At 68.8% G+C, this 24,474-nt stretch carries 20 protein-coding genes; 12 read left to right on the top strand and 8 right to left on the bottom strand.

Annotation, left to right across the window (positions count from 1 at the left end; all coding sequences use genetic code 11):
• Window positions 1-6: 6 nt before the first annotated feature.
• The 7 genes from HOW07_RS16645 to HOW07_RS16615 all read right to left on the bottom strand — a co-directional run bounded on the left by HOW07_RS16645 (window position 7) and on the right by HOW07_RS16615 (window position 7,976).
• The gene (locus HOW07_RS16645; protein ID WP_175117891.1) at window positions 7-891 is read right to left on the bottom strand and encodes a DUF2268 domain-containing protein; all 885 of its coding nucleotides are present in this window, start codon (window positions 889-891) and stop codon (window positions 7-9) included.
• Window positions 892-1,128: 237 nt separating this feature from the next.
• A complete protein-coding gene (locus tag HOW07_RS16640) occupies window positions 1,129-2,094 on the bottom strand; it encodes a BadF/BadG/BcrA/BcrD ATPase family protein (RefSeq protein WP_175117890.1) in 966 nt (321 codons plus the stop codon).
• A 2-nt stretch (window positions 2,095-2,096) separates the two neighbouring features.
• On the bottom strand, window positions 2,097-3,269 hold the full coding sequence (locus HOW07_RS16635; RefSeq protein WP_175117889.1) for an SIS domain-containing protein: 1,173 nt from the start codon (window positions 3,267-3,269) through the stop codon (window positions 2,097-2,099).
• Window positions 3,270-3,386: 117 nt separating this feature from the next.
• Window positions 3,387-4,283, bottom strand: coding sequence for a carbohydrate ABC transporter permease (locus tag HOW07_RS16630; RefSeq protein ID WP_079003358.1), 897 nt, complete (start codon window positions 4,281-4,283; stop codon window positions 3,387-3,389).
• Window positions 4,283-5,242, bottom strand: coding sequence for a carbohydrate ABC transporter permease (locus tag HOW07_RS16625; RefSeq protein WP_175117888.1), 960 nt, complete (start codon window positions 5,240-5,242; stop codon window positions 4,283-4,285). Before HOW07_RS16625 ends, HOW07_RS16630 begins: the two co-directional genes overlap by 1 nt.
• A complete protein-coding gene (locus HOW07_RS16620; protein WP_121292524.1) occupies window positions 5,242-6,597 on the bottom strand; it encodes an ABC transporter substrate-binding protein in 1,356 nt (451 codons plus the stop codon). The genes HOW07_RS16625 and HOW07_RS16620 overlap by 1 nt, the downstream gene beginning before the upstream one ends.
• Before the next feature lie 62 nt (window positions 6,598-6,659).
• A complete protein-coding gene (locus HOW07_RS16615; protein ID WP_175117887.1) occupies window positions 6,660-7,976 on the bottom strand; it encodes an alpha-glucosidase/alpha-galactosidase in 1,317 nt (438 codons plus the stop codon).
• Between the two features lie 159 nt (window positions 7,977-8,135).
• Here HOW07_RS16615 and HOW07_RS16610 point away from each other — a divergent pair, with 159 nt between their 5' ends.
• The 5 genes from HOW07_RS16610 to HOW07_RS16590 all read left to right on the top strand — a co-directional run bounded on the left by HOW07_RS16610 (window position 8,136) and on the right by HOW07_RS16590 (window position 12,994).
• A complete protein-coding gene (locus HOW07_RS16610; RefSeq protein ID WP_175117886.1) occupies window positions 8,136-8,951 on the top strand; it encodes a DeoR/GlpR family DNA-binding transcription regulator in 816 nt (271 codons plus the stop codon).
• Window positions 8,952-9,162: 211 nt separating this feature from the next.
• Window positions 9,163-9,510 carry a GntR family transcriptional regulator gene (locus HOW07_RS16605; protein ID WP_175117885.1) on the top strand — a complete coding sequence of 116 codons (348 nt, stop codon included), beginning with the start codon at window positions 9,163-9,165 and terminating at the stop codon, window positions 9,508-9,510.
• A gap of 79 nt (window positions 9,511-9,589) precedes the next feature.
• Entirely contained in the window at window positions 9,590-10,582 is a 993-nt protein-coding gene (locus HOW07_RS16600) for a hypothetical protein (protein WP_175117884.1), read from the top strand.
• A 58-nt stretch (window positions 10,583-10,640) separates the two neighbouring features.
• Window positions 10,641-11,690, top strand: coding sequence for an aldo/keto reductase (locus HOW07_RS16595; protein ID WP_175117883.1), 1,050 nt, complete (start codon window positions 10,641-10,643; stop codon window positions 11,688-11,690).
• Window positions 11,691-11,905: 215 nt separating this feature from the next.
• Window positions 11,906-12,994, top strand: coding sequence for a LacI family DNA-binding transcriptional regulator (locus HOW07_RS16590; protein ID WP_231884424.1), 1,089 nt, complete (start codon window positions 11,906-11,908; stop codon window positions 12,992-12,994).
• Window positions 12,995-13,009: 15 nt separating this feature from the next.
• Here HOW07_RS16590 and HOW07_RS16585 read toward each other — a convergent pair whose 3' ends face one another.
• Window positions 13,010-14,863: a glycoside hydrolase family 35 protein gene (locus tag HOW07_RS16585; protein ID WP_175117882.1), complete on the bottom strand. Its 1,854-nt coding sequence runs from the start codon at window positions 14,861-14,863 to the stop codon at window positions 13,010-13,012.
• Window positions 14,864-15,060: 197 nt separating this feature from the next.
• Between HOW07_RS16585 and HOW07_RS16580 the strand changes: the two genes are divergently transcribed.
• The 7 genes from HOW07_RS16580 (at window position 15,061) to HOW07_RS16550 (ending at window position 24,272) form a co-directional block, all read left to right on the top strand.
• The gene (locus HOW07_RS16580; RefSeq protein ID WP_175117881.1) at window positions 15,061-16,149 is read left to right on the top strand and encodes a peptidylprolyl isomerase; all 1,089 of its coding nucleotides are present in this window, start codon (window positions 15,061-15,063) and stop codon (window positions 16,147-16,149) included.
• Window positions 16,149-19,307: a discoidin domain-containing protein gene (locus HOW07_RS16575; RefSeq protein WP_175117880.1), complete on the top strand. Its 3,159-nt coding sequence runs from the start codon at window positions 16,149-16,151 to the stop codon at window positions 19,305-19,307. The genes HOW07_RS16580 and HOW07_RS16575 overlap by 1 nt, the downstream gene beginning before the upstream one ends.
• A gap of 88 nt (window positions 19,308-19,395) precedes the next feature.
• A complete protein-coding gene (locus tag HOW07_RS16570; RefSeq protein ID WP_175117879.1) occupies window positions 19,396-20,724 on the top strand; it encodes a carbohydrate ABC transporter substrate-binding protein in 1,329 nt (442 codons plus the stop codon).
• Window positions 20,725-20,795: 71 nt separating this feature from the next.
• Window positions 20,796-21,704, top strand: coding sequence for a carbohydrate ABC transporter permease (locus HOW07_RS16565; protein WP_231884403.1), 909 nt, complete (start codon window positions 20,796-20,798; stop codon window positions 21,702-21,704).
• Entirely contained in the window at window positions 21,704-22,654 is a 951-nt protein-coding gene (locus HOW07_RS16560) for a carbohydrate ABC transporter permease (protein WP_082916196.1), read from the top strand. Before HOW07_RS16565 ends, HOW07_RS16560 begins: the two co-directional genes overlap by 1 nt.
• The gene (locus HOW07_RS16555; protein ID WP_167620520.1) at window positions 22,651-22,821 is read left to right on the top strand and encodes a hypothetical protein; all 171 of its coding nucleotides are present in this window, start codon (window positions 22,651-22,653) and stop codon (window positions 22,819-22,821) included. The genes HOW07_RS16560 and HOW07_RS16555 overlap by 4 nt, the downstream gene beginning before the upstream one ends.
• Complete coding sequence (locus tag HOW07_RS16550) at window positions 22,818-24,272, top strand: alpha-L-fucosidase (protein ID WP_175117878.1); 1,455 nt, start codon at window positions 22,818-22,820, stop codon at window positions 24,270-24,272. The genes HOW07_RS16555 and HOW07_RS16550 overlap by 4 nt, the downstream gene beginning before the upstream one ends.
• The last annotated feature ends 202 nt before the right edge of the window (window positions 24,273-24,474 follow it).

Here is a 24,474-nt window from a genome sequence, read left to right as displayed (position 1 = left end):
GCCGCTTCAGCCCAGCTCGCGGAGTGCCACCTCGATGATCGTCGCGCTCGGGACGTGTAACGCTTCGGCTGCGGTCGACCCGGTCGCCGCAAGATACGCGTCCACGAGACGGTTGCCCGCTGCATACCCGGCAGCCATCGGCAGACCGACCGGCTCGCCCCCGTATCGCAACGCGGCCTCGTCACCGTGCACCCACGAGACGAAGTGCTGCATCCCTCCGAGGTCGAGACCCTCGACGACCCGGGCGAACACCGCGTCGTCGTCGAGGTGCGCGACACCGATCGGCGTGTAGCCGGACGGCCCGTGCAGCTGCCGGGCGAACGCGTCCGCGAGCCCCTCCGACACCACCTGCTCTCCGACCACGACGGTCGCCGGATCCCACACCACCCCACCCGGCGCGTACCGCAGGTTGTGGTTGAGCTCGTGGACGGCGGCCGCCTCGAGGCGGGCGAGGTTCTCCTCCGTCGGCCAGAGGATGAGGGAGATGAACCCGGTCGCGCTGCCGTTACCGATGAACCCGCGGATCGACTCCATGAAGTAGGTGTCGTCCGGGTCGCCGAGGACGAGCAGGACGGTGATGTCGGGGACCACGGGGGTCGGCACCGCCGCGAGCTGGGTGGTGACCGCCGCGTCGAGCGCCCGTGAGATCCGTCCCCACGCGTCCGCCGCGACGAGCCGGCCGAGGGCGTCGACGACCCGATCCCGGCTCCGATCGATCGGGAATCCCGAGCCCATCGAGTGCATGGCGAGCAGGTCGACCTCGCCCGGGAAGTACCGGTACATGTCGGCGACGGGCTCGAGCATGGCGCGGAGTCGCGCGGGTCGATCGGCTTCCGGTGCATCGAGGACGGAACGCATGCCGCTGGCGGTGTCGAGGATCGTGATCGTCATGATGCCGACGCTAAAGCCTCACGTCGCGTGAGGGTCAAGCTTCCAAGTAGCCCATCCTCGCGCCAGCGCGGTGCGCTGACGCGAGTGTGGCGTGCCCGGCGTGGCCGCTGCACAACCGGCGTGACCGCGCCCCGCGCGCGTGAGCGCGCCCCTCCGGAGACCCGCGCTCGCGCGTCAGGCCCGCGGTCGCGTCAGCGCACCGCGCTGGCCCAAGGCGATGGCGGGTGGAGGAGCGGGCTACCGGGAGCGCAACACCTCGAGCGCCTGGGGCGAGAGCGGTGACCCGGCGCGCTTCGCGGCGTACAGCGCGGCGCCGATCGCCGGACCGAACAGCGGGGTCCGGAGTTCGTACCGGGCGGGCAGCGCCGCAATGGCCTGCTCGAAACCCGACCGCACCGGCTCGGCCGAGAACACCCCGCCCGAGTACGACACCGGAACGACCTCGTCGCCGCTGAAACCGAGCTCCACGCGCGTCGCCTCGACGATCTCCGCCAGCTCCCCGCTCGCGTCGGCCAGGATGCGCACGGCGACCTCGTCACCCTGGTCCGCGGCCGCGACGACCGTCTTCGCGAGGTCCGCGATGCGGCCCCGCTGACCCTTCCACCGGTTCATGACGACGTCGATCACGTCGAGGTCGCTCGTGATCCCGACCCGCGCCCGCACCAGCTCGGCGAGCGGACCGCGTGGCAGGCGGCCGTCGCTCATCCGCGTGAAGGCGTTCAAGCCGCGGGCGGCGATCCAGTACGCCGACCCCTCGTCACCGAACAGCTCGCTCCAGCCGCCGACCCGGTGCCCCCGGCCACGGCGCTCGCCGTACGTCATCGAGCCCGTGCCGCTGATGACGTTGATGCCGTCGACGGCGCCGAGCGATCCGGCCCAGCCGCACACCATGTCGTTGTTGCAGGAGAACCGGTCGTGACCGAGCACGTCGCGCGGCAGCGCATCGAGGTGGGCGATGTCGGAACTCACCTCGCCGTACCCGGGAAGGCCGAAGAAGGCCTGATCGATGTCGGCGGTGGTGACATCCGCCTGCCGGCACACCTCCGAGACACCCTCGGTGAGGATGCGTCCGACCAGCTCGATCCCCTCGTCGAAGTAGTAGCAGCTGGCCGTCCTCGCTTCCGCGAGCACCCGTCCGGCGTCGTCGAGCAGCACGAAGGCCGTCTTCGACCCGCCACCGTCGACGCCGAGGTACCGCGCCACGACTACTGCTCCTGCAGCCGAGCGGCGACACTCCGAGCGTCGTCGACGCCGTCGAACTCGTGGATCCGGACCCCCTGCACGACGCGGTTCACCGTGCCGCTCGGGAACGGGTTGTCCGGGGTCGCACCGAGCTGCAGCGAGTAGGACAGGCCGAGCAGCTGCGCGACGAGCACGTAGCCGATCGCGAGCTGCGCGTCATCGAGGCCGGCGAGCTCGGGCAGCACCCAGTCGTACGCCGTCGCGTCGGCGACGGGCTCGGAGGAGATCGCGATCACGCGCTCCGGCGAGAGCGTCGCGCGCAGTTCGGCGACGATGTCGAGGTCGTACCGCCGCGTGTACGGATCGGACGACAGGTAGACGACGACGAGCGTGCTGTCGTCGACGACCGCCTTCGGTCCGTGACGGAACCCGAGCGCCGAGTCGTAGTAGGTGACGATCCGTCCGGCGGTCAGCTCGAGCAGCTTGAGCGCCGACTCCCGGGCCAGACCGGTGAGCGGGCCGCTGCCGATGTAGACGACGCGTTCGCAGCCCTCGTTGGCGAGCGCGCGGATGTCCACCTCGCGGTGGTCGAGGATCGTCGTGGCGCCGGCCGCGAGCGCCTGCACGGCGGCGTCGTCCGCGCCGCCGAGGATGAGGAGCACCGAGAGCAGCATCGAGCTGAAGCTCGACGTCATCGCGAAGCCCTCGTCGTTGGACCGCAGGGGCATGAGGACGGTGAGCGACGAGGCGCGGTCGTGGTGGCGTCGGTACAGCTCGCCGGTCTCGTCGCACGTGATCACCAGGTGGTGCACCTCGGTGAGCGACTGGTCGGCGAGTTCCGTGGCGGCCACGCTCTCGGGGCTGTTGCCGGAGCGGGCGAACGACACGAGGAGCAGCGGGACGTCCTCGGCGAACGACTCCTGCGGGTTGGAGACGATGTCGGTGGTCGCGACGGCGTCGATCCGGCGACGGAGCGTCCGGGTCAGGGCGGGTGCCGCGATCTCGCCGATGAAGGCAGAGGTCCCCGCCCCGGTCAGGACGATCCGCAGCTCGGGTCGGGCGAGGAGCGGTGCGAGGAACGCGTCGATCTCCTCGCGTCGGGCGGCGATCCCCGTCGACGCCTCGAGCCAGACGTCGGGCTGCTGGGTGATCTCGCGGACGGTGGCTTCCGAACCGACGATGGTGGTGATGGACACGGTTGCTCCTGGGGTGGGTCGAGGTGATGAGGGGACGTTGCGAGGTATCGGAGTTGGTTCAGCGTGTGACGTGCTCTCGCGGCGATGGAGGCGATCCTGCCACGCCGGGATCGGTGCCTACCCCTTGAGGCCGGAGAAGGTCATGGTCGCCACGAACTGCTTCTGAGCGAAGAGGAAGAACACGATCAGCGGGAGCGTGGCCACGACGTTGCCGGCCATGAGGAGCGCCCAGTCGGTGCGGCGCGCGCCCTGGAAGTTCGTGATGCCGAGCTGCAGCGTGAAGGCCTGGTCGTTGTTGATCGCGATGAGCGGCCAGACGAGGTCGTTCCACGAACCCAGCAGGGTGAAGATCGCGAGCGTCGCCAGCGCGGGCTTCGCGAGTGGCAGGATCACCCGGAAGAACACCTGCAGGCGGGTGCAGCCGTCGATGAGCGCGGCCTCCTCGAGCTCCGCCGGCAGCGACAGGAAGAACTGCCGCATGAGGAAGATGCCGAACGCCGACGCCAGCCACGGCACGATCGCCGCCCCGAGGCTGTCGATGAGCCCGATCCGGGAGAACAGGATGTAGGTCGGGATCATGAGCAGCTGCGTCGGGATCATGATCGTCGCGACGATCATGAGGAAGCCCATCGTCTTGCCGCGGAACTTCAGGCGCGCGAACCCGTAGCCGGCGAGCGAGCAGAGCACGAGGTGGGACAGGACCGCGACCGTCGACACGATGACCGTGTTGCCCAGCCAGAGCAGGATGTTCGACTCGGAGAAGAGCTTCGCGAACCCGTCGAAGGTGATGTGCGAGGGCAGGATGCGGGGCGGATAGGTGTTGATCTCCGACTCCGGCGTCACCGAGGTGATGAACATCTGCACGAACGGGATCGCGAAGATGATCGCGATCGGCGCGAGCACGAGGTGCCAGGGGCTGAAGCGGCGACGGGTGCGTCGTTCAGCGGGCGGGGCGGTCACGGACGGCTTGCCGGTGGCGGCGTCACCGCGCGGCGGGGTGGTCAGGACGGTCATCAGAATGCCTCCACGTTGGAGCGGCGGGAGTACAGGACGACACCGATCGTGGCGATGAGCGTCACCACGAAGAGCCCGTAGGCGACCGCGGAACCGTACCCGAACTGCAACTGCTTGAACGCCGCGTCCCAGAGGTAGAACACGATCGTCTGGGTGGCGCCGAGCGGGCCGCCTCTCGTGGTGGTGTACACGAGGTCGAACAGCTGGATCGCCTGGATGAACTGCCAGATGGCGACGAACACGGTGACCGGTCCGAGCTGCGGGAAGGTGATGCGCCAGAACGACTGCCAGGCGTTCGCGCCGTCGATCCGCGCCGCCTCGAGCAGCTCGGAGGGGATGTCCTGCAGGGCAGCCAGGTAGATGACGGTCGTGAACGCCGCCTGCCCCCAGAGCGACATGATCGTGATGACGACCATCGCCTGCCCCTGGTCTTCGAGCCAGCCCTGCGCCGGGAGTCCGAGGAACCGGAACACGGTGTTGAGGAGCCCGAACTGCGGGTTGAAGAGGTAGGTCGTGAGGATGCCGGTCGCGGCCGCGGAGGCGACGAAGGGGACGAAGATCGCGGTGCGGTAGACGCCGATGAAGCGGATCCGGCGGTTGAGGGCCACGGCGAGGAAGAGTCCGAGTCCGAGCGACGCCGGGACGAACAGGAGCGTGTAGACGACCGTGTGGACGACGGCCGCCTGCAGCTCGTCGTTGCCGATCATGCTGGCGTAGTTCTCCAGTCCGACCTGCTCCGGCTCGCTGAACCCGTCCCACTTCTGGAGCGACAGGAAGAACGCCCAGATCGCGGGGAAGATCGACAGGCCCAGCACGATGAGCATGGCCGGGGCGACGAAGCCCCACCCGGTGAGGTTGTCGCGAAGTCGGTTCTTGCCTCGCCGAGACGGAGCCGCGAGACGTTCGGGTCGCTCCGGCTCCGTCCTGGGGGTCGTGTCGCGTCCTGTGACCGTGGACATCAGTCCTCCGTCAGGGCGTCGTCGGCGGCCTTCGCGGCATCCTCGAGTGCTTGCTTCGGGTCGCCCTGGCCCTGCAGCACCGAGGAGATCGCCTTACCGATGGCCTCCGACAGGCCGACGTAGCCGGGCACGGTCGGGCGGGCCTGCTTCGCGTTCACGCCGTTCTCGGCCATCACGTCGAGGCCGGGCAGCTGAGCCACCTGCGCCTGGAACTCGGGGGTGTCGATCTCGCTCGAGCGCAGCGGGAGGTTGCCGTAGGCGACGTTCCACTTGAGGTCCTGCTCCGAGTCGGTGAGCCACTTCGTGAACTCGTACGCCCAGTACTCGCGGTTCTTGTCCTTGTGGTCGAACAGCGCCCAGACGTCGGGCCCGGAGACGGTCTGGTGGTCGCCGTCGGTGCCGGGGAGGACGGTGACGCCGTACTTGGTGCCCTTCGTCTGCAGCGTCGACAGCTGCCACGGACCGGAGGTGATCATGCCGATGCGGTCGCTGGCGAACAGGTCGCCGAACTTCGTGTCGGTCTGGTCGAGGTAGACGCTCTTGTCGTCGACCGCCATGTCGCGGAGGAAGGTCAGTGCGTCGACGCCCGCATCCGAGGCGAACTCGGCCGTCTTGGCGTCGTCGGAGATGATCGACCCGCCGTTCTGCCACAGGTGCGGCCAGAACTGCCAGGTCGTCTCCTCGCTGCCCGACACCGAGTACGCGTAGCCGTAGGTGTTCGTCGACGGGTCGGTGAGCTGCTTCGACGCCTCGCGGAAGTCGTCCCAGGTCCAGTCGGCCGTGGGGTAGTCGACGCCGGCCGCGTCGAACACGGTCGTGTTGTACAGGAGCGAGATGTTGTCGACCACGGCGGGGAAGCCGATCGTCTTCTCGCCGGTCGGCTGCACCGTCTTCCGGGCCGCCTCGGAGAACTCGTCCCACTTCACGTCTGGCTCCGCCACCTGGTCGGTGATGTCGAGGGTGCGGCCGGACGCCTCGAGTCGGCTCGCCCAGGAACCGAAGGCGTACGAGACGTCGGGGTAGTTGCCGCCCGCGAAGCTCGCGGAGAGCTTCTGCAGGAGGTCCTCCGTGGACGGCGCGCCCGAGGACACGTCGATGGTCACGTTGGGGTGCAGCTTCTCGAAGTCGTCGACGAGACCGGTGAGGATCTGCTGGGCCGCGTCGGCCTGCCCGGTCCAGAAGGTGAGCTTCACCTTCGCGTCCTTGTCGAGCGTCGTGGCACCGGACGATCCGCCGGCGCACCCGGAGAGCGCGAGCGCTCCGACGGCGAGGACGGCGGTCGCGGTGATGAGGCGACGTGCGCGGCGGGCGTGCGGGGAGTTGGAAGCGTGGATCGTGGAACGGGGTGGGAACATCGGTGGTCGTCTCCTGTGTCGATCGTTCGGGAACGGTGCGGGGCTGCGGTGCTTCGGGTCGGTCAGATGCGGTCGGCGGGGATGATCTCCCGCAGCGGCTCCGGCAGCAGCTCGCCGTGCGCGGCGACGAGGTCGTTGCACAGCTCCCAGATCTGCTCGGGCGTGAGGGTGGACGAGGCGTTCGGGTCCATCAGGACCGCCTGCCGGATGAGGGTCGGGTCACCGGTGCGAGCGGCCTCGATCGTCAGTTCGGCGACCGAGACGTAGGGGCGGTTGAGCGCGGCGCACTGCACGGGCAGCGCGCCCATGGGCTGCGGGGCGATGCCGTTCCCGTCGACCTGGACGGGGACCTCGACGACGGCGCCCTGCGGCAGGTTGTCGATGAGGCCGCGGTTGACGACGTTCCCGTGGATGAGGCGCGGGGTGTCGGTCACGAGGGAGTGGATGAGCTGCGGGGCGTACTCGCTCGCCTCGTCCTCGAGCGTCAACGGGGTCCCGGCCGCGAGAGCGGCCTTCGTCGCCTCGAACTCCGCGACGTTCTCCTCGCTGATGCCGAGGTACTCGAGCGGCCGCAGGCGGAAGCGCTCGACCTGCTCGGGGGAGCGGAGGAACCACGACAGGTACTCGGACGAGTGCTCGCTCGTCTCGGTGGGGTAGTAGCCGATGCGGCGGAACATCTCGACGCGCACGCGGCGGCTGAGCTCCGGGTCCTCGCGGATGCGGTCGCGCAGGGCCGGGTAAAGGTCGCGGCCCTCGTGGGTCCACTCGAGCAACCACGACTGGTGGTTGACGCCGGCGGCGCGGTAGCTCGTGCCCTCGATCGGCACGCCGACGAGCTCGCAGAGGTCGTTCACCGTCCAGAACACGCTGTGGCAGAGGCCGATTGCGCTGATGTCGGGGGCGACCACCGACGCCCACCAGATGTTCATCGCCATCGGGTTGGTGTAGTTCAGCAGGTGGGCGTCGGGGCAGATCTCGCGCATATCGGCGGTCAGGGCAGAGAGCAGCGGGAAGGTGCGGAGGGCGCGGAAGACACCGCCGACGCCGGTGGTGTCGCCGATGGTCTGCAGGAGACCGCGCGCTGCCGGGATCTCGAGGTCGGAGACGGTCGCGCGGATGCCGCCGACCTGGACCATGTTGATCACGAAGTCCGCTCCGGCGAGGGCACGACGACGGTCGGACTCCGCCGAGATCGTCGCCCGGCCGTCGAGGCGCTCGTCGACGTGGCGGGCGGTGCCCTCGGCCACCGCGAGGCGTTCGGGGTCGATGTCGTGCAGGACGATCTCGAGGCCGGCGAGGTCGCGGTAGCGGAGGAGGTCGGCGATGAGTTGGCGGGTGAAGACGACGCTGCCCGCCCCGATGAAAGTCACTCGTGTCATGGAGTGATCATCGACTACAGTGATCGAACCGAGCAAGAACTTGATCGGAAATCGACTCAAATGCTCACTTTCGCTGAGCGCATGGTGCGGGATGCGGCAGGGTGTGGCGGCCGAGCTCTGATGAGTCGGTCGATGAAGCACCCGAGGACGGAGGCAGTGATGCGAGCACCCACAGCGGCGGAACTGTCTCGACACGCGCCGTCGGGCAAGCGCAGTCAGCGGATGCGCGACATCCTCGCACTGCTCGCCGTCGACGACGTCGTGGTCTCGATCGACGAGCTCACCGAGCGGCTCCAGGTCTCGGCACCGACGATCCGGCGCGACCTGGCCGACCTCGACGACCTCGGACTCGTCCTCCGCACCCACGGTGGCGCTCGCGCGATCGAGGCACGCGACGAGGTGCCGGTCAGGTTCCGTGACACGCAGTTCCGTGAGGCGAAGCGTCGGATCGCGATGCGGGTGGCGGAGATGATCCCCGCGGGGCCGTACGCCATCGCCCTGAGCGGTGGCACGACGACCGCGGCGGTCGCGAAGGAGCTGTCGAACCGGTCGGAGCTGACGATCGTGACGAACTCGCTCACGACGGCGACCGAGATCGCCTCCCGGCCGAACCTGCAGGTGATCATGACCGGCGGGCTGGTGCGGTCGACGTCGTTCGAGGCGGTGGGGGCGCTCGCCGAGAACACCTTCAGTGCGATCAACGTGGGTACCGCGATCCTCGGGACCGACGGCATCAGTGCGCAGGGTGGTGCGACGACGCACGACGAGCGTGAGGCTCGGACGAACCTGGCGATGGTGCGGCACGCGCAGCGGGTCATCGTGGTCGCCGACGGCTCGAAGGTCGGGCGGGTCACACTCGCGCGCATGGCCGACCTGGGGCAGATCCACGACCTCGTGACCGACTCCTCCGCCGACCCCGACGAGCTCGAGCACCTCGCGGCCGCGGACATCGCGGTCCACGTCGTCGCCCTCTGACCGGTCCCTCCCTCCGCTGTGGCTGGTGCCAGCGCGGTGCGCTGACGTGAGCGCGGGTCAGCCGCGTGAGCGCGGGTCTCCGGAGGGGCGCGCTCACGGTTGTGGGGTGCGCCCGCGCCGTGTGGCGCACACTCGCGTCAGCGCACCGCGCCGACCTCAACTCCACGGATGTCGCGGGCACAGGCGGCATTGTTCTAGTACCATTGCAAACATGTTGTTCCGCGTCGATCCCACCTCCACGGTGTCGCTCGCCGAGCAGATCGCGGTGCAGGTGCGCTCCGGTATCGCGACGGGCGCGCTGGCACCGGGGGAGCGCCTCCCGCCTGCCCGCGACCTCGCCCGAGCACTGCAGATCAACATGCACACGGTCCTCCGCGCCTACGGAGAGCTTCGCGGCGACGGACTCATCGGGATGCGACAGGGCCGCGGCGCGTGGGTGAACGAGGACGCAGCGCCGGGCCTCGTCCGGGTCAACGAACTCGTTGCCCAACTCGTCACCGAGGCGCGCAAGTTCGGGATCACCCCGAACGACCTCAGCCGGATGATCGAACGCACCTGACGATCCCCGACGTCACCGTACGACCACGTCGGTCGGCGACACCGACGATCAGACCACCTCAGCAGCTCAGGGGGAGCACATGCACGACACCACCACACCGCCACCGGCGGCATCAGCGCGCGGACGAATCGTCCTGGCCGGCCTCGCCATGGCCGTCCCGGCGATCGCGATCGCACTCACGCGGCTCGTCTGGGGCGATGCGCTCCCGGTCGACGTCGCCTCGCACTGGTCGGGCACCGGGGCACCGGACGACTCCATGCCCGCCGCGCGCATCTTCCTCGTGACGTTCATCATCGCGTCCGTCGCCGCTATCGCAGCGGCCATCCTGCTCGTCCTCCCGCGGCCCGCCATGCGGACCAAGCGCATGATCATCCTCTTCATCGGTATCGCCGCCGGGTCGGCCGCCTCCGTCTGGGTCATCCCGACGTGGCTCACGTTGCAGGCCGGCTCGGTCGACGGTGCCGTCCTCGGGTGGTGGGTCGTCCCCCTCGCCGCGTGCTCGCTCTGGGGCGTGATCCCCGCCGTCATCCTGCCGTCTCAGCCGCTGCTCGCAGGTGCAGCCGCCCGGCCGGCGCCGATGGATCTCGGCGAGACCGAGGTCGGTGCCTGGAGTCGGAGCGTCACGGCCCTGCTGTTCCTCTGGCTCACCCTCGCACTCGTCGCGATCGGCGCCGTCGCCTACACGCCGATCCTGCTGCGCGGCGAGTCGGGCGTCGCGATGTTCGGTCTGTCGATCCTCGCCGTCGCGACCCTCTTGTGTGCTTCGTTCATCCGCCTCCGGATCAGCGTCGACTGGCGCGGCCTCCGCGTCGTCTCGCTCTTCGGCATCCCCATGAAGCGCATCCCCCTCGACCAGGTCGACGTCGTCGAGGCCACCGACATCCGCCCGATGGACTGGGGCGGCTGGGGCTACCGGATCATGCCCGGTCGCTCGGCCGTCGTGCTGCGCTCCGGGCCCGGACTCGTCGTCACGAGCACCTCCGGCAAGCAGTTCGCGATCACGATCGACGACCCTGAGGAACCCGCCGCACTCCTGCAGGCGCTCGTCGCCCGAGCCGGATCGCGCGCCTGACGTTGCACCGCGTGACGAAGCGGACGTCGAACCTGTCGTGAAGCCGTACGGTGAATCCATGAGCGAAGCGCCCCTGGCCACGGAGCCGACCACGACCGCACTGCCCTCGACCACGATCGGCACGGGCGACACCGCCGCGGAGGTCGGCGCCATCGGGTACGGTGCGATGTCCATCGCCGGTACCTACGGGGCGATCGCCGACGCCGAGGTCACCACCATCCTCGACGCCACCCTGGCGAGCGGCGTGAACCTCATCGACACCGCGAACGTCTACGGCGAGGGCCGGAGCGAGGAGCTCCTCGGCCGGTATCTGACCGGGCGCCGTGACGACGTCTTCCTGGCGTCCAAGGTCGGCATCGTCACCGGCGGCGGCATCGGCAAGCGAGGGATCCGCGGCGACCGTGCTCACCTCCACGAGCAGATCGACGGGACGCTCACCCGCCTCGGCACGGACCACCTCGACCTCTACTACCAGCACCGCGTCGACCCGAACGTACCGATCGAGGAGACGGTGGGAGCGCTCGCCGAACTGGTCGCCGCCGGCAAGGTCCTCCGCATCGGTCTGTCCGAAGCGACGGGCGACGAACTCCGTCGTGCGCACGCCGTGCACCCGATCGCCGCGATCCAGTCGGAATGGAGCATCGTCAGCCGCGACATCGAGACCTACGTGGTCCCGACGGCGGCGGAGCTCGGCGTCACGGTCGTCGCGTTCTCACCGCTGTCGCGCGGGCTGTTCACCGAGGACTTCACGGCCGAGACGGTGCCGCTCGGTGGGACGCGAGCGAACTTCCCGCGCTTCCAGCCCGAGCACCTCGCGGCGAACCTCGAACTCGCGGCACGCTTCCGGAGCCTCGCCCGCCGCATCGGGACGACCGCGGAGGCGCTCGCGCTCGCCTGGGTGCACGACCGCGGGCAGCAGCTCGGCGCACGGGTCGTCTCGATCCCCGGCACCCGGAGCGTCGCGCATCTGCACGCGAACCTCGAGGCGTTCCAGGTGGAGCTGACGGACGAGATCCGGTCCGAGATCGACACCTACGCCGACCAAGTCAGCGGTGCGCGGGCCGCCGACCCGAACTGGGTGTCGGGCGGCCGCGAGGGGCTCATCTGACGTCGTCGTATGGACCGGCTCCGCTGCGTCAGCGCGGTGCGCTGACGTGAGCGCGGGTCTGTGACGCCAGCGCGGGTCTCCGGAGGGGCGCGCTCACGGCTGTGGGGCGCGGCCACGCCGATTCGAGTGCGCTTGCGCCAGCGCGCCGCGCCGGCCGCGGCGCACACCGGCGTGGAGGTTCAGGTGTTATCCGTGCCATTGACTAACATGTGGGAATGACGTCACCCGGGGGACCGACCGCGCTCGACGCGCCCACACCGACGGCGAACGGCGGAGGCCGATCGCGTCGCGAGAAGCGGACGCGGATGCCCACGATGGCCGATGTCGCCGCGATAGCCGGCGTCTCCCCGCAGACCGTCTCCCGCGTGCTCCGCGGCCTCGACAACGTGACCGAGGTCACCCGCCTCCAGGTCGAGGCGGCCGTCCAGCAGACGGGCTACCGGCGCACCGGGCTCGCTCGCGCGCTCGTCACCGGCCGCAGCCGCACCATCGGGGTCCTCACCCACGAGACCGACTACTACGCCCGCTCCTCCATGATGCTCGGCATCCAGCGGGCGACGCACCAGCACGACTACTTCGTGAGCGCCGCGGGCACGACATCGCTGTCCGCCGCGTCCATCACCGACGCCATCGACCGGCTCCGCAACCAGGGTGTCGACGGCCTCGTCATCGCCGTCCCGATCTGGGACGAGGTCTCCCTGCTCCGGGTCACGGCCGACCTGCCGACCGTGGTGATCGACGGCCTCGAGTCCTTCGCCGACGAGATCGTGCGGGTGGACCAGGAGGCCGCTGGCCGCATGGCGACGGAGCACCTGCTCGACCTCGGACACGAGACCGTCTGGCACCTGAGCGGCCCGACGGCCTGGAAGGACGCGGGAGGCCGGACGACCGGCTGGCAGGCGGCGTTGCGCGACCGTGGCATCGACGAACCGCCCGTGCTCTACGGGGACTGGAGCCCGGAGTCCGGCTACCGCAACGGTCTGCTGCTCGGGCGCATGCCCGACGTGACGGCGATCTTCGTCTCGAGTGACGAGATGGCGTTCGGCGTCCTGCGTGCCCTGGACGAACTCGGTCGGAGTGTACCCGGCGACGTCTCGGTGATCGGCATGGACGACATCGCGCTGGCGCGATACGCCTCACCGCCGCTGACGACCATCCGGCAACCGTTCAGCGAGATGGGTCGTGTGGCGGTCGAGCACCTGCTCACGCTCATCGAGGAGCCGGCCGCGGAGCGGGAGACGGTGGTCATGCTGCCCGAGCTGATCGTGCGCGAGAGCACCGCGGCACCGACGACACGCGCGTAGCCCGCACGGCGCAGCTCAGAACTCCTCGACGTACTCCTCGGTCGGTCCGAGTTCCGGACGGTCGACGAACTCGACGGTCGATCCGGCCTCGTGGAGCTCGAGGACGACGATACGGTTCGTGCCCGACCGCAGGAGGGGCCCCGGCACGTAGAGCGTCTGCTGCGGGCCGATGTTCCAGTAGCGACCGAGGAGCGCCCCGTTGACCCAGACGAAGCCCTTCGTGGAGCCGGGCAGTCGGAGGTGCGTGTCGAGCGGCTCGTCGACGACGAAGGTCGCGCTCGACAGGCCGCCCCCACCGCTCGCGGCGGTCGTCGGGTCGCCAGTCCGGTCGACGACCGCTCGGAGATGGCGCGGGTCCAGCTGGTCGAGGGCCACCGGTCGCGCCCGCCAGCCGTGCACGAGCCGGCGTTCGACGAGGACGGGCCCCGGCAGGCCCTTTTCGGCGCCCAGCTGCGGACCGTAGTTCACGCGGCCGAGGTTTTCGACGACCACGGTCAGCTTCGACACCAGGCCGGAACCGGTCACGGTGACCGTGCCCGAGCCGGTGATCGTGGCCTGGAATGCCCCGTCGAGGAAGACGAGGGCGCGGTCTGCGACGCCGTCGAACACGAGGTCGACCGGGCGATCGGGGAGCAGGGCATCCGCCTCGTAGACGACGAGACCGCCGTCGACGCCGAGGTCCTCGAACGACGGCGGCGCGGACGACCGCGGGCTCACGGGGTCGCCGAGCTCAGCGAGTGCGTCCAGGAGCCCGACGCCGCGCTGGAGGGGCACGCTGCCCTCCGGCAAGAACCGCACCTCGGGGGATCGCAGCGGTTCGTCTGCGACGCCGAGGACCTCCCGCAGGGCGAAGAACTTGTCCGTGAACCGGCCGTCCTCGGCGATCGGCGCGTCGGAGTCGTAGCTCGTGATGGTCGGACGCAGTTCGCCCTCGACGATGTTGGCTCCGGACCAGAGCCCGAAGTTCGTGCCGCCGTGCGCCATGTAGATGCTGATGCTCCCGCCGTCGGCCAGGATGTCGCGGGCCACCGCTGCGGCGTTCCGCGCGTCCCGCACGTGGTGCGGCTGCCCCCAGTGGTCGAACCACCCGTTCCAGAACTCGGCGACGAAGAACGGATCGTCCGGGCGCCGACTCCGCAGGAGGGCGCGCGCCTCGTCCGGCTTCGAGCCGAGGGTCGCCGCCATCATGATCCCGGGGATGGAACCGCCGTCGATCATCACGTCGGTGGGCCCGTCCGCGGTGTACAGCAGTTCCTGCACGCCGAGGCGACGCAGCAGCGCGGCGAGCCACCCTGGGTGCTGTGCGTCGTCGCCGTAGCTGCCGTACTCGTTCTCGACCTGCACGGCGACGACCGGGCCGCCGTGGACCGCCTGGTACGGCGAGAGCCGGGGGATGAGCTCCTCGAACCACGTCTCGACCGGCCGCTGGTATCCGGGGTCCGAGCTGCGGAGCGCGATGTCGCGGGCGGTGAGCCAAGCGGGCAGGCCGCCGTTCGACCACTCCGCACAGATGTACGGGCCCGGTCGCAGCAGGACGTCGAGCCCCAGATCGGCGGCCGTCTCCATGAACCGGCCGACGTCACGCCAACCGGAGAAGCTCGGTGCCGCGTCCGCGCGTGGCTGGTGGAAGTTCCACGGGATGTAGGTGTCGATCGAGTTGAGCCCGAGGTCGACGAAGCGCAGCATCCGATCGCGCCACTGCTCCGGCACGACGCGGAAGTAGTGCAGCGATCCGGACCGCACGGAGTGCGGCGCCCCATCGCGGAGGAGCCGGCCGTCCCGCCAGTGCAGTGCGGCCGGAGCCTGCCGCACGGTGTCGTCGATCACGAGCGGAACGGCTGGACCGACGGTGTCGGCGAACTTCGTCATGGTGCGGTCGTCTCCTCGGATCGGCGTACGGACTTCCACTATGGGCCATACATGTTATGGATGCCAAGCCTTTACTTGGCTCAATTCAGCCGATTTGTAACGCTTTCGAGTCATCGATTGTTATCCGTAGCATTTTCTGCCAGCATGACTGCCAAGCACCGCCGACCCCGCTCCACTCCCACGGAAAGGCCGCACCGATGACCAGCACCGACGCTCCCGCCCACGGCCTCCGTGGTGCGATCTCACGTGGTCGGCACCGCTCGCGGCTGCTCCTCGCCGCCGGAGCCCTGGTGCTCACGGGAACGGTCGTCGTCGGTGTCGCCATCAGCGGCGCGGGTGCGGCACCCGCCGAGCTGGGGACCATCGACGGAGCCTCGGTCACCCGCGACGAGCTGCTCTTCCACATGGAGCGCGTCCGACCCGCCATCGAGAACGAGGTCCTCGTCGAGACCGGATCCGGTTCCGTCGACTGGGAAGCACCGCTCGGCGACGCGACCGCCATCGATCGACTCCGGACGGTGGCCCTCGACGAGCTCGCGGCCGACCGCGTGGTGCTCGACCTCGGGCACGAGCGCGGCCTCGTCCCGTTCTCGGACTTCGCCGGATTCGAACAGGCCCTCGCCGACACCAACACCGCCCGCGCGGCGCAGCTCGACGAAGGCGAGGTCGTCTACGGACTCACCTCCTTCCGCGCACAGGAGTTCTACGGCCGGACGATCGCCGATCTCCGCACCAAGCTCGTCTCTGCACTGAGATCGGGCTCGGATCCGATCATCGACGTCTCCGACGAGGAGGTCCGGGGCGCCTTCGACGCGCACCCCGGGGACTGGACCCTCAACGCCTCCACCTACCAGCTCACCCGGATCGCGGTGCCGCTCGCCTCGACCACCGCCGAGCAGTTCGCGGCACGACTCGCCGCGGAGGGCGTCGACGCCGTCTCAGGCGCCGACCCGGACACCACCGTCTCCGCGTCCACCCTCGACGGCGCGACCGGTCTCCTCGACGGCGGCTCCCGCACGCCCGACCCGCGCCTCGTCGCCGAGGTCGCGACCCTGCCTGCCGGTGCGCTCAGCTCGCCCGTGGTGGAGCTGGGTGAGCACGTCGTCTACCGCGTGGACGCCGTCACCGTCGACCACGACGCCGCCTTCACCGCCTACGCCGACCGGATCCGAGCCCAGCTCGAGAACACCGCCCTCGACGCGCTCATCGCCGAACGCGTCGCGGCCCAAGTACGCCAGATGAACAGCAACGCCCTGCACCAACTCACGATGGAGGACACGCACTGATGAACACCGCCACCCCCGCGGCGATCCCGGGACCCCGACGCAGACGTCGGAACCGGTCAGCCCAGCACCCCGCCCTCCGAGGACTCGCCGTCCTCGGGCTCACCGCCCTCTTCGCCACGGCCTTCGCTCCGACGGCGTCCGCGGCGCCGACCACCCCGGAGACCGCCGTCCAGGCGGCCGCCGCGCCGACAGGCTGGGCCGGTGACACCCCGAACACGACGGGTGGCACGGACTACTTCGTCGACGCCACCGCCGGGGACGACACGGCCACCGGCACGTCGGCGGCCACCGCCTGGAAGAGCTTCACCCCGGTCAACGCGAAGACCTTCGCGCCGGGCGACCGCGTCCTGCTGAAGGCCGGCGAGACCTGGTCGAACACCTCCCTGTGGCCGAAGGGTTCGGGCACCGAGACCGCGCCCATCGTGATCGACGCGTACGGTGACGCCGGTGCGCGCCGTCCCTACATCGCGACGAACGGACAGGTCCCCAGCCCCTTCACGAGTCCCGGTGTCAAGAACCCCGAGACCGTCGGACTGACCGGCGCGGTGATCCTCCGCAACCAGCAGTACGTCCACATCGCGAACCTCGAGGTGTCGAACGACGACGACTTCGCCACCGACATCACCACGGGCAGCTACGTCCGCGACGGCATCTCCGTCTCGATCAACGCCGACAAGCTCGAGGCCGGCGCCGACTCGATCATGCGCGGGATCTCGATATCGAACGTCTTCGCCCACGACATCGACGGCCCGAGCTCCTGGCAGAAGATCCACTACGCCGGGGTCAACTTCCAGGTGTTCGGTTCGCAGCAGTACACGGCGTACCCGACAGGTGGCCACCACTTCGAGGACATCAGCATCCAGGACAACACCTTCGAGAACGTCGAGCTGCACGCCGTGCAGTTCGCGTTCAACTGGTTCGGCGACCAGCAGGGCCAGACGGACGCCTCCGGCAAGTACCACGAGGGTTGGGAACAGCTCTGGGTCCGCGACCGCGACCTCTACAGCCGCGACGTGACGATCAGCCACAACTACGCCGAGAGCACCGGCCAGGGTCCGTTCCAGTTCGCGAACACCCAGCGCCTGACCGCCGAGTACAACGAGGCCAACGGCTGGCTCGAGCGCTACAACCAGGTCTCCGCCGGCCTCTACCTGTGGGCCGGCGCCGACAGCGTGATGCGCTTCAACGAGATCTACGGCGGCCCCGCCAACGAGTACGACGCGACCCCGTGGGACCTCGAGTTCACCAACTTCAACGTCGTCTACGAGCACAACTACTCGCACGACAACCAGGGGGGCTGGATGTCCTACATGGGCAACAGCTCCAACTCGATCGCCCGCTACAACCTCAGCGTCAACGACAACGGCGTGATCTTCAAGAACATGCTGTCGTCGAACTACTCGCCCACCTACATCCTCAACAACGTCTTCGTCTACGACGGCGCGGAGCTCGAGAGCTTCCACGACGAGGTGCTGAAGGACCGCGTCTACTTCGCGAACAACATCTTCTACAACACCTCGACGACCACCTCCACGAACTGGGCACGGAAGGCCGGCGGCCTCGACAAGGGCGTGTTCTCGAACAACGCCTACTTCGAGGCGAGCGGCACGCAGTCGGCCAACCAGCCGGTGGACAAGCGTGCCGTCGTCGGCGACCCGCAGTTCGTCGGGAACCCGGCCGACTACGCCAAGGATGCCGGCGTCGACGCCATCCGCGACTCCGCGTCCCTGTTCAAGCTGCAGGAGACCTCGCCGCTGATCGATGCCGGCCGGTACAACGAGCGCATCGGCTCGGACGACTTCTTCGGCACCGAGCTCTACTACGGTGACGGCGTCGACATCGGGCTCTACGAGGCCGCGGTCGGGACGAAGGTCGAGAACCCGGTCGACACCGACCCGATCGAGAACGAGGGCGTGGACACGCGCGTCGACCTCGCCAAGGGCAAGCCGATCGTCGCCAGCAGCACGCACCCACACAACGACTTCGAGTTCAACGCGGGCAAGCTCGTCGACGGCGACCCGGCGACGCGCTGGGCCGGTGCAGACGACGCCACCTATCCGCTGACGATCGAGATCGACTTCGGTGCCGACACGACCTTCGACGAGGTCGACCTCTCGGAGTTCACCGACTCGGGCACCGATCCTCGCGTCAACGCCTTCTCCCTGCAGCGATGGGACGCGGCGGCCGGGGCCTGGGTGACGTTCTCCTCCCAGACCGGGATCGGCGCGAGCAAGGTCGTGAAGGACTTCGCGTCCGTCACCAGCTCCAAGCTCCGGGTGTCGCTCGAGAGCCTGTTGCCAGGTCAGATCTACGCGCCGACCCTGAGCACCATCAGCGTCTTCAACAGTGCGGTCGCCGCAACCGACCCCACGGTGACCCCGACGGCAGCGGTCATGGACAAGAACGCCGCGATGGCCGAGGACCCCGACAACCTACCGACGTTCACGGTCGACCTCGACGGTGACACGCTCACCGGTCTCCGGTACGTCCAGCCCTCCGGCGCGATCGTCGGCAGCCTCGACGGTGCCGACTACGTCCGCACCGACACCGCGGACGGCGTGACGATCACCCTCACGAACGCATTCGCCGCCGACAAGGAGCTCGGTACCTCCGGGGTCGTCTTCGAGTTCGGCTCGAACGCGACCAAGCGGGTCACGGTCGAGATCGTCGACACGACCGAACTCGCGGCGTCGATCGGCACGGCGAAGGCCCTCCTCGCCCCGACGGCGGCCGCGGCTCAGTCGGCGCGCGCCGCTGCTCCGGCGGCGGACGGTGCCGAGACGTTGACCGCGGCGGTCGCCTCGGCCGAGGCGGTCCTGGCCCTCGTCAACCGCGACACCGTCGCGACCGGCAACACCGCCGTGACGAACGCCGACGTGCAAGCTGCGGTCGTCGCGCTGAACGCCGCGATCGAGGCCTTCGAGCCCGGTGGCGGCACCCCGGTCACGCCGGGTGGACCGGGTACGCCCGGCACGCCCAGCGCAGGAAGCCCCGGTACCGGTGGATCTGGCGCCACCGGTACCGGTTCCAACGGCGGCTCGCTTGCGAGCACCGGAGTCGACGGCCTCGTGCCGGCAGGTGCGGGGATCCTCCTCCTACTGGCCGGAGCAGCAGCACTCACCCTGCGGGCCCGTCGTGCATCGGCCATGAACCGATGACGGACCGCAGCACCCTCGCCCATCCCCGCACCACAACACACCCCACCACCCCCTGCACCACCCACCAGCACTGGGAAGGACCCCTGTCATGAAGCGCACCAGAACCCTCGGCGTCATCGCCGCCGTCGCGACGGTCGGCATGCTCGCCGGCTGTGCGGGCAACTCCGGGACGGGCGGCGACGACGCCGACACCCTGAAGATCGCCGCATTCGAAGGCGGCTACGGCGCCGAGATGTACAAGGAGGTGGTCGCGGCCTACGAGAAGCTCAACCCCGACGTGAAGATCGAGCTCACCACGAGCAAGACCCTCGCCGACGAACTCACCCCGCAGGTCGCGGCCGGTGACTACCCGGACCTCGTCTTCCTCGGCCTCGGTGCGAAGGAGGGCTTCACCGAGTCCTTCGTCCGCGACAACAACCTGGAAGACCTCACCGGTGTCCTCGACGAGAAGATCCCCGGCGAGGACGTCACGGTCGGCGACAAGCTGACCTCCGGCATCGTCGGCAACCTCAACACCAACCCCTACGGCGACGACAAGGTCTACCTGATGCCGATGTACGCGTCGCCGACCGGCCTCGTGTACAACCAGAAACTGTTCACCGACAACGGATGGACCGTCCCGACCACCTGGGACGAGATGTTCGAGCTGGGCGACACCGCGAAGGCCGAGGGTATCTCGCTGTTCACCTACCCGACGGCGGGCTACCTCGACTCCTACTTCTTCTCGCTGCTGTCGGCAGTGGGCGGACCGGAGTTCCTGAACGACGTCCTCACCTACAAGCAGGACGTCTGGAAGACGGATGAGGCCACCGAGGCGCTCGAGCTCACGACGAAGCTCCTCAGCTACGCGGCCCCGACCACGGTCGGCTACGCGAACGGGCAGGACTTCACGAAGAACCAGCAGACCATCCTCGACGGCACGACGCTCTTCATGCCGAACGGCTCCTGGATCGCGAACGAGATGAAGGACGCCCCGCGCACCGACGGGTTCCAGTGGGGCCTCACCCCGGTCCCCGCTCCCGAGGCCGACGGCACGCGCTACCTGACGACGTTCGTCGAGTCGGCGTGGGTCCCGAAAGAGGCGGCGCACAAGGACGCGGCGAAGGACTTCATCGCGTACCTGTACTCGGACGAGGCCGCAGACATCTTCGCGAAGGCGAACGCCATCCAGCCGATCCAGGGGCTCCCCGAGCGCCTGACCGGTGAGGCGAAGGACTTCTACGCCGTCTACAGCGAGCCCGGCGTCGAGGCCGTCGTCGGTGCCTTCGCCGCGACCAAGCCGGTCCCCGGCGTCGACCTCAAGGCCACGCTCTTCGACGCGGCCAACAGCGTCCTCTCCGGCACCATGACCCTCGAGGACTGGCAGAACCAGGTCAACGAGGCGAGCAACAAGCTCACCGACCAGCTCGCGGGCTGATCCGAACCGGTGCGCCCGTCCGATCCCCTGGTCGGACGGGCGCACCACCCTCCTCGCAGAAAGGACGCGCTGTGGCCAGACGCCCCGTCTCCCTCAACACCCGTGGGAAGAACCGCTTCGTGCTGCTGTGCGTCGCGCCCGCGATCATCCTCTACGTGCTCTTCATGGTCGTCCCGACCTTCGACGTCTTCCGGATGTCGCTCTACAACTGGACCGGCGTCGGCGGCACCCCCACGTTCGCCGGCTTCGACAACTTCATCGCCCTCGCCGGTGACATGCAGTTCGTCCGGGCGTTCCAGAACACCGTCTTCCTGCTCGTCGTCGTCTCCATCGTGACGATGGCCGGCGGGCTCGTCCTCGCCGGGGTCATGACCCAGGGCAAGGTGCGGGCGAGCAACCTGTACCGGTTCGTCCTCTACCTGCCGAGCGTGCTGTCCATCGTCGTCGTCGCAGCGATCTTCTCCGCGGTGTACGACCAGCAGAACGGTCTCATCAACGGGTCGTTGAACTTCCTCGGCCTCGGTTCGTTGTCGCAGGTCTGGCTCGGCGACCAGAAGATCATCATGTACAGCATCGCCTTCGCGATGGTCTGGCAGTCCCTCGGCTACTACCTCGTCCTCTACATGTCGGGCATGTCGAACATCCCGGCCGAGATCTACGAGGCCTCCGCGCTCGACGGTGCCGGCCCGTTCCGGCAGTTCTTCGACATCACGCTGCCGCTCGTCTGGGAGACGCTCCGCACGTCCCTCATCTTCTTCATCATCAGCTCGATCAACCTCGCGTTCGTGCTCGTCCGGGCACTCACCGGCGGCGGTCCGGACGGCGCCTCCGAGGTCCTCCTCGACTACATGTACAAGCAGGCGTACACGAACTCGAGTTACGGCTACGGCATGGCCATCGGGACAGCGATCTTCCTGTTCTCATTCCTCGCGGCGCTCATCATCAGCCGCGCGACCAAGCGAGAGGTCCTCCAATTCTGATGACCACGACCACCTCAGCCCCAGTCCCCCCGATCGTCACGCCGCCGTCCTCGTCGGTCCCGCCTGGTCCGACCTCCCGTCAGCGCGTCCGTCGTCGTCGGCCGGTGTCGTGGATCTCGAACCTCGTCCTGATCCTCATCTCGCTCATGATCCTGGTGCCCGTGCTCTGGGTCGTCATGGCATCGGTCAAGACCAAGGGCGAGTTCTACGGCAACCCCTGGGCGCTCCCGGAAGGCCTGCACTGGCAGAACTTCGTCGACGCGTTCGTCGACGCCAACATGGGCCCGTATCTGCTCAACTCCCTGCTCGTCACGGTCGTCGGCCTCTGCTTCGTGCTGATCATCGCCGTGCCCGCCGCCTATGCGCTGGCGCGGTTCGAGTTCCGCGGCAAGTCGATCCTCGAGACACTGCTGCTCGCCGGTCTGTTCATCAACGTGAACTACATCGTCATCCCGATCTTCCTCATGCTGCTCGGGTGGGACAAGGCCCTGCGGACCTTCATGCCGAGCGGCTTCTTCATCGACAACCTGTTCGTGCTGGGGCTCGTCTACGCGGCGACGTCGCTGCCGTTCACGATCTACCTGCTGCTCGCCTACTTCCGCACCATCCCGGTGTCCTATGAGGAGGCCGCCACGCTCGACGGTGCGTCCCGGTTCCGCACGATGCGGACGGTCATGCTGCCCATGGCGATGCCGGCGATCAGCACGGCGATCCTGTTCAACTTCCTGAGCTACTGGAACGACTACATCATCTCCCTGTCGCTCATCCCGGGCGAGAACAAGACGCTGCAGGTGGGACTGCTCAACCTGTTCCAGGCACAGCGTGCGGCAGCCGACTACGGGCGGTTGTACGCGGGCATGGTGATCGTCATCATCCCGGTCGTGATCCTCTACATCATCATCCAGAAACGCTTGTTGCAGAACGTCGGAGCCGGAGGGCTGAAGGAATGACCAAGGAACGTGTGGGAGCCGTCGTCGCGGCGGTCGTCTTCGTGATCTGCGTCGCAGCGGTGATCATCGCCAACCAGTCCGTCGGGTGGCTGAACCTCGGGGTGATGCTCCTCGGACTCGCCGGGTTGATCACGCTGCTCGCCCTCTACAACCGGAAGTTCCGATGAGCGGCGGCTCGGCGGAGACGGTCGCTGCGCGGTTGGCGGAAGCGGTCGCCGTCGTGCCGTCGCCCCGGCAGCTCGCGTGGCAGCGGATGGAGTTCTACGGCTTCATCCACTTCGGGGTCAACACCATGACCGATCGGGAGTGGGGCGACGGCACCGAGTCGCCCGCCGTGTTCGACCCGGCTGGCGTCGATGCGGCGCAGTGGGTCGCGGCGGCGAAGAGCGCCGGCATGCGCGGGCTCATCCTCACCTGCAAGCATCACGACGGCTTCGCGCTGTGGCCGACGGCCGTCAGCGACCACTCGGTGGCGTCGAGTCCGTGGCGGGACGGTGGAGGCGACCTCGTCGCAGAGGTCGCGGAAGCGTGTCGCGCGGCGGGGCTGGCGTTCGGCGTCTACCTGTCGCCGTGGGACCGCGCCGAGCCGAGCTACGGCTCGGGTGACGTGTACGACGACTTCTTCGTCGCGCAGCTGACCGAGCTCCTCACCGGATACGGCGAGCTGTTCTCGGTCTGGTTCGACGGCGCGAACGGCGAAGGGCCGAACGGCAAGAAGCAGCTGTACGACTGGGATCGTTACTACGCGGTCGTGCGCGAGCTGCAGCCGAACGCGGCGATCAGCGTGTGCGGGCCGGACGTGCGCTGGTGCGGGAACGAGGCCGGGTCCACGCGGGCTGACGAGTGGAGTGTGGTCCCTGCGTCGCTGCGAGATGCCGAGCGCACCGCGGACCGCTCGCAGCAGGTCGACGACGGGCTGTTCTCCCGGGCCGTCCAGTCCGACGAGGACGACCTCGGTAGCCGCGCTGCGATCCTCGCGACCACGGAGCCGCTCGTCTGGTACCCGGCGGAGGTCAACACCTCGATCCGTCCGGGGTGGTTCCATCACCCCTCCGAGGACGGGATGGTCCGCTCGGCCGAGGAACTCTTCGACATCTACGAGCGCAGTGTCGGTGGGAACGCGACGTTCCTGCTCAACCTGCCGCCCACCAGGGAGGGCTTGATCGCGGATCCCGACCTCGGGAGCCTTAACGGTCTCGGCCGACTCATCGACGACCTGGAACGGCTCGATGTCGCCGGCTCAGCCCTGCTCACGATGTCGAGCGCGCCCGTGCCGGCCGCGTCGATCACGGGGACCGGGTCACAGTCGGACCCGGTGACGTGGCGTCCGGCCGACGAGGATCCGCTGCCGACCCTGCGGCTCCGCTGGGATCGACCCCAGCTGGTGTCCGGAGTGAGCGTGCGCGAGGCGATCGCGCACGGTCAAGTGATCGAGGGGGTCGAGGTCTCGGTGGTGGACGCCGCCGGTGTGCCGCGGGTGCTCGCTTCGGCAGCGACGGTGGGTGCTCAGCGGATCCTCCGGTTCGAAACCGTCGAGACGACCGAGCTGCGTGTGACGATCACCGCATCGCGAGCCCAGCCGCAGCTTGCGCGGCTTGCGGTCTTCACGACCTCCTGACGATCTCCTCCGGTGCGGGTGTGAGGTCAGCAGCCGATGGCGGGTGTGCCGGGTCGGCAGGGTTTGTCGACGCCGATGGTGGAGTTGCGGACGATCTGGACCGTGTGGGGTTCTTCGGTCGGGATCGGCAGGGTCCCGATGACGGGGAGCCACCCGCTGTCGCCGATGCGGTACTCGGCGGCGTACTCGACGTCCACGGTGA

This window comes from Plantibacter sp. MCCC 1A11337 (assembly GCF_013349365.1).
In the GTDB taxonomy this organism is placed as follows: Bacteria; Actinomycetota; Actinomycetes; order Actinomycetales; family Microbacteriaceae; genus Plantibacter; species Plantibacter flavus_A.
The sequence above is the reverse complement of the archived record's forward strand: the minus strand, read 5'-3'. Positions and strand labels throughout refer to the sequence as shown.